This is a genomic window from uncultured Friedmanniella sp. (genome assembly GCF_964244005.1).
GTDB lineage: Bacteria > Actinomycetota > Actinomycetes > Propionibacteriales > Propionibacteriaceae > Microlunatus.
On sequence record NZ_CAXTHG010000024.1, the window covers coordinates 65,015 to 75,253 of the forward strand.

General features: G+C 65.4%; 5 protein-coding genes and 2 tRNA genes. 2 read left to right on the forward strand and 5 right to left on the reverse strand.

Going from position 1 to position 10,239, the window contains the following annotated elements; genetic code table 11:
• Positions 1-165 precede the first annotated feature (165 nt).
• Positions 166-5,286 carry an NACHT domain-containing protein gene (locus tag ACFE76_RS15185; RefSeq protein ID WP_375432606.1) on the reverse strand — a complete coding sequence of 1,707 codons (5,121 nt, stop codon included), beginning with the start codon at positions 5,284-5,286 and terminating at the stop codon, positions 166-168.
• Positions 5,287-6,314: 1,028 nt separating this feature from the next.
• On the opposite strand from ACFE76_RS15185, the gene ACFE76_RS15190 reads away from it, so the two are divergent.
• On the forward strand, positions 6,315-6,473 hold the full coding sequence (locus tag ACFE76_RS15190) for a hypothetical protein (RefSeq protein ID WP_375432607.1): 159 nt from the start codon (positions 6,315-6,317) through the stop codon (positions 6,471-6,473).
• A gap of 188 nt (positions 6,474-6,661) precedes the next feature.
• Here ACFE76_RS15190 and ACFE76_RS15195 read toward each other — a convergent pair whose 3' ends face one another.
• Both ACFE76_RS15195 and ACFE76_RS15200 read right to left on the reverse strand, forming a co-directional pair.
• Positions 6,662-7,150, reverse strand: a complete 489-nt coding sequence (locus tag ACFE76_RS15195; RefSeq protein ID WP_375432613.1) for a helix-turn-helix domain-containing protein — start codon at positions 7,148-7,150, stop codon at positions 6,662-6,664.
• 571 nt (positions 7,151-7,721) lie between these two features.
• Entirely contained in the window at positions 7,722-8,516 is a 795-nt protein-coding gene (locus ACFE76_RS15200) for a hypothetical protein (protein ID WP_375432608.1), read from the reverse strand.
• Between the two features lie 135 nt (positions 8,517-8,651).
• Here ACFE76_RS15200 and ACFE76_RS15205 point away from each other — a divergent pair, with 135 nt between their 5' ends.
• The gene (locus ACFE76_RS15205) at positions 8,652-9,587 is read left to right on the forward strand and encodes a hypothetical protein (protein WP_375432609.1); all 936 of its coding nucleotides are present in this window, start codon (positions 8,652-8,654) and stop codon (positions 9,585-9,587) included.
• A gap of 490 nt (positions 9,588-10,077) precedes the next feature.
• Here ACFE76_RS15205 and ACFE76_RS15210 read toward each other — a convergent pair.
• Both ACFE76_RS15210 and ACFE76_RS15215 read right to left on the reverse strand, forming a co-directional pair.
• A tRNA-Val gene (locus ACFE76_RS15210) sits at positions 10,078-10,149 on the reverse strand.
• A gap of 30 nt (positions 10,150-10,179) precedes the next feature.
• A tRNA-Cys gene (locus tag ACFE76_RS15215) sits at positions 10,180-10,239 on the reverse strand.

Genomic DNA, 10,239 nt, shown 5'->3' on the forward strand with positions numbered 1-10,239 from the left:
GGCCACCTTGGAACGCGTCCGAAAAAGTACGCCTCACCAGATTATGGCATCGCCCGAGACGCCAACTGCCACGGCGAAAGCCGCTCTACCAAACCGAATCGCTATGGGCTCATTCCGGGGCCAGCACTGCGGAAGCAATCGGCCTGCAGAGACCTAGCGGAGGCTTTAGTCCCGGGTCGGGGAATGTCTTGTCAGTGTGGCCGCTGCCGCACGGGCGACACGCTCGGACCCGGTGAACGGGTCGTGGACCACCGCATCCGGGTTGGTGGCGGTGAGCGGGTGCCGCGCGATTGTCGCGGTGCTCTCGTCGAGCAGTCCGGCGTGGTCGAGGACCGCCGCCCATAAATAGGACCGTTGCGTGTTGATCGCCAGGTCGTGGGTCTGCCCAACCTCGGGTGTCTGCGCCCAGATCGGGGTGCTAATATCCGCGGAGGCGGGATCCTGGACCGCGGATCGAAGCGCGGTGACCGCGTCCGGGTCGTGGCGGAGTCGGCGCAGCAGCGGGCCTGTCAGCAGGGGGAACAGGTCGGCGGCGTCCCGGAGCATGATCTGGTGGTGTGCTCGTTCGACGATAGTGGGCAGGATGCTCGCCGGTGAGGACCGGACGGCGACGGCGAGCGAATCGATCCATTCGCGAGAATCCCGGGGATCGTCGGCGCGGAACCAGGCCTCCAGGCCGGCGAACATCGTGCGACTGCGCTCGTCGATTGGGAACAATTCGCAGAACAACGCTCGCAGTTGCGGGTCGGTGTCGAAACCGGGCTGACGCGTCAGCGCGTCGCGGAGCGTGTCGGCGGGGATCTGCCACGAGTCCGGATCGACCAGCAGGTCGTAGACCTCGTTCGTCTCTCTCCAGCTCGAGGTGAGAAAGCCTTCGCTTGTCAGGCAGGCGACGAAGAGGTCGAGATCGCGGCGTCCATCGCGGTGCGACCAGAGAAGATACTCGGCGCTGTTGCGGAAGTGAGGATTCGCTTCTGCCTCCTCGCGAATGAGTTCGCTGACGGAGAGGTGCGGTGAGGAGCTGGTGCTGAGCTGGCCGAGCACGGTTGCTCGAGCGTTCTCGCGCACGTCCCTGGCGTTGGAGGCGGACAGCAAGGTGAATAGGTCGTCGCCGAAGTGGGTTGACACCTCGTCCCAGTTGGCGTTGAGCAGGTCGACCAGTTCCCGGTCGACCCCTCCGAACACGTGGTGAAGGTGCACGCCTGGTCGGGTGGGTTGGCCTCTGGTTTCTAGGAGTCCGTCATGCAGCCCGAGGTCGCCGAGCAGCAGCATCCCGACCCACCCGGTCTGCCGGCGGTATTCCAGAGCAGGACCGTATCCGCAGAGTTCGGCTTGCACCTGTGTGCGTAGCCAGTCGGTGGCCTCCTCGGTCTGTGCATGCTCGGCATTCGGTGAGATCCGGTACCGCTCGACGCGTCGGACCAGTCCGGTCAGTGCGGTGCGCTGCACCCAGATGTCTGGGTCCTCGCCCCAATCCCCGAGCAGGTCGCGCAGGGTGGCGGGAGTCAGGTCGGAGCGGGTTAGGGCATCGACGAGAACCTCCCGCAGCTGAGGTGGCAGGTAGGCGAGCTGATCGAGAACCGCATTCATCATCAAGTTGGCGGTGGCGTCGGCGCGGGCGCCGTATGCCCGCACGATCGCCGGGGGTGCCGGGTCGTGGATGCCGCTGCTGATGTGTTGCGGGTGCTGTAGGGCCCGCAGTGCGAACGCGACGACCGCCTCGTGCGTCGGCCACGCGGCGATGATCAAGCCGACATGCCAGGTGAGGTGTTCTGTCCCGACGGCGGTGCAGCGTGTCGCGAGTTCGTCCGGATCGTACCCGCGCAAGATCGCAGCGGACTCGGGGTGCTCCGGGGTACTCGCGAACTGCGCCCAGGCCTCGGCGAGGGCCATCGCCACCACGACCCGCGCTTCCCCGTCACCCTCGCCGTCCGAGGATCGCAGTAACGCGACGAGCACCCGGAATCCTTCCGCGGCACCAAGCGCCTCCAGCGCGAGCGGTGCGAGCGGTGCCGCTGACTCGAGAGGCCCATGCAGGCGCTCGTCGAACACCGCGCGCACCTCGGGACGGTGCCCGAACCGTTTCAGCAGCGCTGCCCCGGCACGGACGGGACGCCACGAGTCCAGGGCGGGTAGGAGCGCATCGAGCGCGTCGTCGTCGGGCAATGATTCGGCAAGGCGGATGGCCCCGTCGTTGAACGGAGGTTTCTGGGCGTCTTCTCGGATGGTTGCCGCGGCGCTGCGCGCGAAAGCGGGGTCTGTGCGCCACGACTCAGGGATGAGCGCAAGGTTGTGCAGCAGGAGTCCGTTACGTTCGGGGTGTTCGAGCTGGTCGGCTACCCAGTTCTTGATCGCGTCGTCGTCGCTGAACGTGGTGCAGGCCAGCAGCCAGGCCATCGACCGGTCGCCGTCGTTCTTGCCGTTGGTGGACAGGGTCTCCAGCACAAACCGCGCTGTTTTCGGCTGCTCGGACATCGCATGCTGCACGAACGGGATGGCGAGGTCCTTCCAATGCTCGCGCGGCCGCAAACCCTCATGTCGCAGGAATCCCTCGAACCACTGCCGCTCCGCGGCGGAGAGATGACCGAACTGTCCTCCCGCGGCTTCCCGCAGCAGGTGCAGAGCGCAGACTCGCAGCTCCGGGGTGATCTGCGCTCGCGCCCACTCGAGGAGGGTGGGCAGCTGCGGCCAGTCCGGCCAACCTGTTCCCAGGCACAGCAGCGCGAACGCCTGGTCGATGGCCTTGGCGCCGTTGCGGACGCTCGTTTCGATGCGGGCGCCGATCGTCGCGTCGCCGGCGTAGCGGATGGCGATGGCATGGGCGGCGTTCAGCTGCACCGCTTCGTCCTCGTGCCGCAGCCCCCATAGCAGCGCAGGAAGGACCCCCGTCTCCGCGACCTCGGCGTCTCGGAGCATCCACAGCGGTGACGTCGGCTCGGGGTGCGCGGCCTTGAGCCATTGTTTGAAGGTAGCGAGCATTAGCGGTCGCAGCGAGGCGTGTTTCGTCATCGATACCAGCGACGCGATCAGCCTGGCCCGGTGGGCGGTGTCGGCGTGATCATTGACTCGGTCGATGATCTCCGTCACCCACTGCGACTGCTTCGGCGTGGTGATCGCGACGTCGCCGGCGATGGCGTCGGCGATCAGTTCGTACTTGTCGACCGGGTCCACCTCGGTGTGCTCGCTGAGCCGGGTGAGCAGGGACGCGTTGACCTGCGTGGCGAGCCCGGCGATGAGCACATCCCGCCACGTGGGGTCGCCGGCCCGGGCTATCAGGACGCTCTCCTGCTCCTCGGGCGGGAGTGTGGCCAGGTGCTCGCCGGCAAGCTGATCGAGGAGAACCCGATGCAGAAACCCGACCATGCCGACGCCTTGCGGGACGAGCAGACCGTACTCATCCTCCGCCTGCGACAGCACCGCCGTCGCAACTCGGGCCGCGTCGGCCGCCGGATATGCCAGACCATCATCGCGACGAAGCTCCTCTCGGAACCGTCGCTCCATTTCCTGCCGGGGTCGGATCGCCGAGCCGCCCTCGATCCGGGCCTGGTAGGCCACGCCACGGAGCACCGTGAGCATGTCGCCGGTGGAGAACTCGGATCCCGCCGCAGAGGAGGCGCGGCGGCGCATCTGCGGATGCTTGTCCACTAGGAGCTGGACTAGCGCGGAGAACAGGCGGAACCGTTGCGGCGGTAACGACTCACCACGCCACGACTTCGCCAGCAGCCTGAGGAATAGCGGTGTGCCCAGAAGAGGGCTCAACGCCGGTATCCGGGTCAGTTCGGCCAGGAACGACTCCGCGTGCGGGGTGGATGGACCGTCTGCACCGATCGTGTCGGACTCGGACAGCACCCGAGTGACCATATCGACCTGCTGAGCGTGGGTGAGCGGTGCGAGGACCGCTTTCGCCCACGGCTCCATCCAGTTAAGCCGGTCCACCGCATACGGGCGGGCGGTGAGGATCGCGGCAATGCGCCGTTGGGACACGAACGATTCGATCAGCCCGAGCGCGTACTCCGCGGAAGCGCGGTCGTTCCACTCATCGACGCCGTCGACGAGCAGGATCGCCCGTTCGTCGTCGAGGGCCGGCTGGGTTAGATCCCAAGCCGACGGTCCACCCTGCTGGGTGACCCACGCTTGAATGGCCGAGACAACCGAGTTCGTGGTGGATCCGTCGAGGTGACGGCACAGGAACCCGAACGGCAACCACAACGGCAAGTCGCCGCCGTACGACCGCTGCAGCGCCGCGGACTGCGGTTCGGCGGAGAGGATGTCCGCGGCGGTGAACATCAGGAAGCTGGACTTGCCCGACCCAGGCGCGCCGATGAGCAGCCGGAGGCGCGCGGAGTCGGCCCATTCGTCGACAGGAGTGCGGGCACGATCCGCATCCGCCGATCGGACCGGGTCTCGCCTCGCGGGCCGGCGGACGCGGCGGCGCATCATTCGGGGCGTTCCCGCGTACTCCTCCAGCGGATGGATCGACACCGGCGGCCCAGTCTGCTCCGACTCCACGACGGTCGCCCGTACCGGCGTGTCCTCGGACACCGGTTGTGTATCGAGGATCAGATAGGACAGACCGCGTGTGTGTGTGCCGGTGACCGTCGGCGAGGCACCCTGCGCCCGGAACGCGGCCCGGTAGAGGCCTCCGAGGGCGGCGCGGGCCGCCCGTGCCTGCTCGGGGGTGATCCGCCGGGCGATTTCCGCGGCGCGGTCCCTCCCGCAGAAAGCGGCTACCCACGCCCGGCCGAAGAAGTCATCCACAAGCCGAGGGTGATCGCGGAGCCGGGAGGCGACTTCCTCCGCTCCCCACGGTTCGAACTCGATGCCCTTCTCCGCGAGGGCGTCGTGCGCTGACCGGAGGGCGCCATCCAGCTTGGTATCGCGAAGCGACGAACTAGTGGCGTAATAGAACCGGGAGCACCGGTCCGCCCACTCGCCTGCTAGAAAGTCGGCAGCCGCCGAGGTGATCGACGCTGCGGTGAGGCCCTTGACTCGGCGTGACTGCAGCGCCACGAAGCCCCTTTCCGCGGTGGCGGCGATGTCCAGCGTGGGCGCTGTTCGCGCGTACACATCGATTCCTGCCTGAGCTTGCCCGGGCAGCCCGTACAGGGTCGCGTGTTCGATGTCCGCTTCAGTTTCCAGCAACCGGGTGAACAGGCGTTCCGCGTTCTCCGGGGTCAACTTGTCCACGGGAAGCAGCGCCGGCCTGGTCTGCACTGGCGGGTCCGGCCACGGACCGTCCGGGACGGACCACAGCGTCGCCGGCAGCTCGGGTGGCTTCGTCGTCACGTTGCCATTCTGTCGCTCGGCGCCGACAGCGCGCCAGCGGACGGCGTCGATGACGCAAGCAGCCGATCGGCTTCCTCGCACTCGACGCACCACCATCGGCTACGCCGGGAGAGTCTGCTGCACGAATCGGTGTCGGCCGTCCGACCTGCTGGCTCATGATCTTGGTCGACCGGTTGGGGTCCTGGCTGCGCGTCGGCTGCGTCGGCCTGCCGGCCGATGGTCGGCGCCGTGGGCGCTTCGGGTCAGCGTTAGCCGGTCTAGGCTGAGAACGCTTCTCCGGAACGGAAGAGGTCGGCGGGCCTTCACTCACTTCGGGCCGCGTGCCGTGAGCAGGAACATGGCTCTGCCTAGCCCAAATGACGTCGGACCCACCGCGCCACAACGCGAGCGGAAGTCCCCCAACCGCCTGTCGGGAATGGTGCTGCGCCCTCGGTGTAACAGCGACTGTTACACCAAATGATCTTCGGTCGGGCTTCGACGCTGGCCCAAAGTTGATCTGACAAGGGCAAACAGTGTGGGCGATACTGGGATCGAACCAGTGACCTCTTCCGTGTCAGCGAGATCGACCCGCCTGGCGCGGCTCCCAAAGGCTCATTCTTGAGCGTGAACACCCTCTTATCGGGTCTCGTTGCACGCTCTGGCCATGAGACACCACCTGTTACACCGGCGCAGACGTCGAGCACATCGCCCGCCGTGCCCGCGCACGACGATCAAGCCCGAGCCGATGGCCGCCTGGTCAGCGCGACGGGCCTGGTTTTGCCGGTCGCGCGAGCGACGCCCGAGGGTCATACGTCTCCGCAGTCCGTTAAGGCCGGTGTTGCGCACTGAGCCAGCGGAGCGCGGCCTCGCAAGCGACGGCGTGTGCGTGCGGGATTGTATGGAGCCTGGAGGCCATGAGGTCGGCGTCGACCAAGTCAGCGTGAAGAAGGGCGGCGACGAAGTTCCGGTCCTTTTCGCGAAACGCAAGGAGCTTGGCTACGCAGAGGTCTTCCTTGTCGAGGCACAGGCCGGTGTATCGCGGTTCGCCGGTGAGGGCCGCGGTGTTGGCGTTCTGCACCCCTGACCAGTCGATCGCGCCAGCCGTCAGGGAGTACCGCGGTGTCGAGGTCGACGCCGTCGATGCTGAAGCCGTGCAGCTCCTCGAAGGGGGAGAGCTCGCCGGCGATGCCCTCGATGATGTCGGCTAACCGTGCGGTGGCCTCGTTGGTGTCGGCAATGGGGAGGACGTCAACCTCGATCGACATCGTGGCTGTGGCAGGGAGTTGGGATTCGTCGTAGGTGCCGAGGATGGCCTGTGAGCCGACCACGATGACTTCGGAGTGGCCGATGATCTGGCAGGCCGTGCGGATGGCGTGCTCCAGTTGGTCTCGCCGCATCAACCGGCCAGTTCCAGGACGTCCCGGCTAACGTCGTCAGGAAGGAGGCCGGACATGGGGGACACCTCGCGCATTTCGATCGAGCCGCGATCGAGACCGGCCAGTACGCGATGAAGCGCTGGGAGGTCGCGCTGATCGACCAAGTCACGCCACCGTTGCAGACTGCGCTCGTGCGGCTGACCTGTCACCCGGCCTCTGAGACGGTCCAGGTTCCGGTCGATTGTGGGCTGCCACTGTTCGAAGCTGCTGGGGTTGAGTCGGGCTGAAAGCTGGCGGTGGAGCTGCCACGACCGACGTTCGGAGCGGGTGAGCTGGGGAACGACGGGCCGGCGGACGACCTCGAGGCGGCGTCCCATGCACGACAGGAGCCGATCGAGCTGGTCGTCGCTGAGGTGGACGCGCTCCGACAGGAAGCCGCTGATGCTCGGCTGACGCACGCCGCTGAGCCGCGACAAGTCAGACTGGGTGGTGCCTGTCCCGACCATCACCTCACACAAGAGCTCGCCTCGACTCGTCAAGCGCTAACTATAGCGGTGTTTGCTATGGCAGCCGCGGGCCGAATGCCACCCGCGCTTGCTCGAGGCGCAGCACCACTACCCCTCTGGCGGTGGCCAACACCTGTCCCTGATCCACCATGATGAGGCGAACTTCTGGTGGGCGATACTGGGTTCAAACCAGTGACCTCTTCGGTGTGAACGACACCATCACAGCTCGGCCCAGTGCCCTCAAGCGTGACCTGTGTCCACTGGCGTCCGGTTGGAAGTGGGTCCGGTCGCACTCGTAGTCACCCCGCTAGTCACCCGGCGCCGCTGGTGCAGCTCCAACGACTTCCTGCTTGCAATCGAGACCGGCTGTACGGCGATGACCAGTGGCGCAGCCTCGTGATCGTCCCGACTCATACGTCGGCATCCAGGCACCTGCGGGTGCTCTGTCACTCACTTAGTCACGCAGGCAGCCGCCCAGCTCGACTGAGTCGGGGACTCCCGACCTCCCCTAGCAATCCTCGCCGGAGCCGCGCTCGTCGTGCTGCGTCGCCATTCGCTACGAAGATTGCGGACGTCAGCTGAGCCGCCAGCCTTGCGCTTGCATCAGGGCAAGGATGACGCCGACAATTGTGAGTAGCCCAATTAGGACCGCGGCAGACACTCGCAACCACTTTCGCGGCGTCTCATCCGGAGCAACCTCCTCGATCACCTTGGCGCCGTCACCCTGAGCGCTCATCAGGTTGACCACGTTCCGCTTACCCGTTACAGCCACGCTGATAGCTCGCGTGGCGACCTCCGAGGGGGGCGTTTCCGCACCCGTCGGAGTGTTGGCGTTAATTTCGGACACAAGGACGGTAAGCGTGGTACGTACTTGATCGACAATGCTGACCAGTGTCACCGGGGATACAGCCCAGTACATCCGCTCGATCCGCCCACTCCATTGGCCCTCGGCGTTCATGTAAGCGACTAGGTCTGACGCGCCGGCCGGTGCTAGCTTAACCACGTCTCCCTGTGGTCGACTCGACACAAGCTGTTCAATCTCGCCGATCCCCTGTCGCATCTCCAGATCGTGCGTGATCGAGTTGCGAGCAAAGTCGGGCAATTCCATAGGGCTTATTTGCTGGCCGCGAATGATGCCGTGCATTGTCACTGCGTCCATCGTTAGAGGCGCCGCAACGCGGCGGTATGGCGGCAACTGAGCGTCGGAGTCATAGCCCCTCAGTTCTCTTGCAGCCCAGTCTCGCAACTCGGTCGATCCCGCTTGACCACCAAGGGTTATAACCTTTCGAAGGAGGTCACTGATCGAAGAGGAGCTGTCGAGTGCACCGGCCTCGATCTCCTGCAGCAATCGGTCTGAACGCTTAGTCACGCAGGCAGGCTACCCACAAACTAAGGAGGCGGGCAGAGCGACGAGCGCCGAGGCAGCTGGTCCAGGCGCGGGAGGGCCAGTTTGGTCGATCGAGTCCGACCGGCGTTGTCGGCGGTCGCGTGTACTGTCACGGCCGTGTACCTGAGCGAGATCGCGGAGCGTGCTGCGACGTCTGAGACGTCTACGGCGGACCTCCTACGTCAGCTGAAGATCGTCGCAGCACGGGCGCAACTACCGCCACTGGCCGACTGGGTGACTCACGAGCTCGGTGGCTACCCCCAGAGCGCCGCCTTGCCCACTTATCGCGGTCCATTCGGCGTTGAGGTGGTCGGCGATTACAGCGGGCCAATGAATGGTCAAGCCCGCAACGTTCCGATTGCGCCTTTGATGATCAACGAGCAATTTCGAAGTGGGCTATTCAACGTGGCCTTCTACGAGGGAATCGCGGGCATTGAGACATTGGTTAAGGAGGACGAGCCGGTCCTTCATGCGACATGGCCCGCGGACGCAATTGGAATGTTCGAGAGCGTCCTCCTCCGACCCGGGGCGTACGGTTATGGAACGGGCATGATGCCCTGGGCCCTGGTCGGAGCCCGGCGGCTGGTGCCCCGCAACGTTGTCGTAAATATTCTGGCCGCAGTGCGAGACCGGGTCCTTGACCTCGCTCTCGAACTTGAGCGTGTTCACCCGGAGGTGGTGAGTCCGGCTGAACCGGCAACGCGAGCAGCACAGATCAATTCGGTGACCGCCATCATCTATGGGAACGCGGCCATCGGTAGCAGCGACTTCGAGCAGTTGATGCAGCTCGAGATTCCTTCTACTAAGGGTGACCTCTTTGATCGTCTTCGGGAGTACGGCATTGATGAGGAGGCGTTGGCGGAGCTCGATGAGGCGATCGTCGATGACACTTCAGCCACCGCGGGCAAGGCTAGGGTTGGAGCCAATGTCGCATCGTGGCTCGGTAAGCACGCCGATAAGGCGGTAGGAGCTGGTGTCAATGCTGCCAGCAGCGGTGCGGGCGCGGCGATCTCTCAGCTGGTCCTCGGCTTCCTTGGTCTTGGCGGGTCATAGGCGGCGCGGCCCGCAGCGAAGCGAGGACACGCGCCGGCCCGAGCGCAGCGAGGGGCTTGATCTAGAAGAGCCGGAACCGGGAGTGGAGAACGGTCAGTCGATGGCAAGATCAGCCGCACCGCAAGCCGAAGGTTCAGTGGGCAGACGCCGTGCCCGCCGTCGCGGGAGTCCCACCCCCCGAGCACCTACCGAGAACCAGTCAGCAGGCAAACTCCGGGCGGAGGTCGCTTGCTCGAAGTTGGTCAACGAGTTGCTGGAAAGTCCATTCGTACTTATCAGTCAGTGACTGCAGTTCAAGTAGATACCAGCCCTTGTCGCTCTCCATCGTGACAACCATGGCAGTCCCGCCCGCTTCGTTGGCGGTGGCGTCGAAGTAGATGAGGACCGGCAGGGAGCCTGCTCCGGTCAGTCGAAGCGTTAGTGTTACACCAAGTCGTCGAGGCGACGTCCTGGAGATCAGGAAATATGCTTCTGACTAGGCCAAACAGTGTGGGCGATACTGGGATCGAACCAGTGACCTCTTCCGTGTCAGGGAAGCGCGCTACCGCTGCGCCAATCGCCCATACCCCGGCGAACGATCCGCCGTGCGAGGTGGAGACGGGATTCGAACCCGTGTACACGGCTTTGCAGGCCGTTGCCTCGCCTCTCGGCC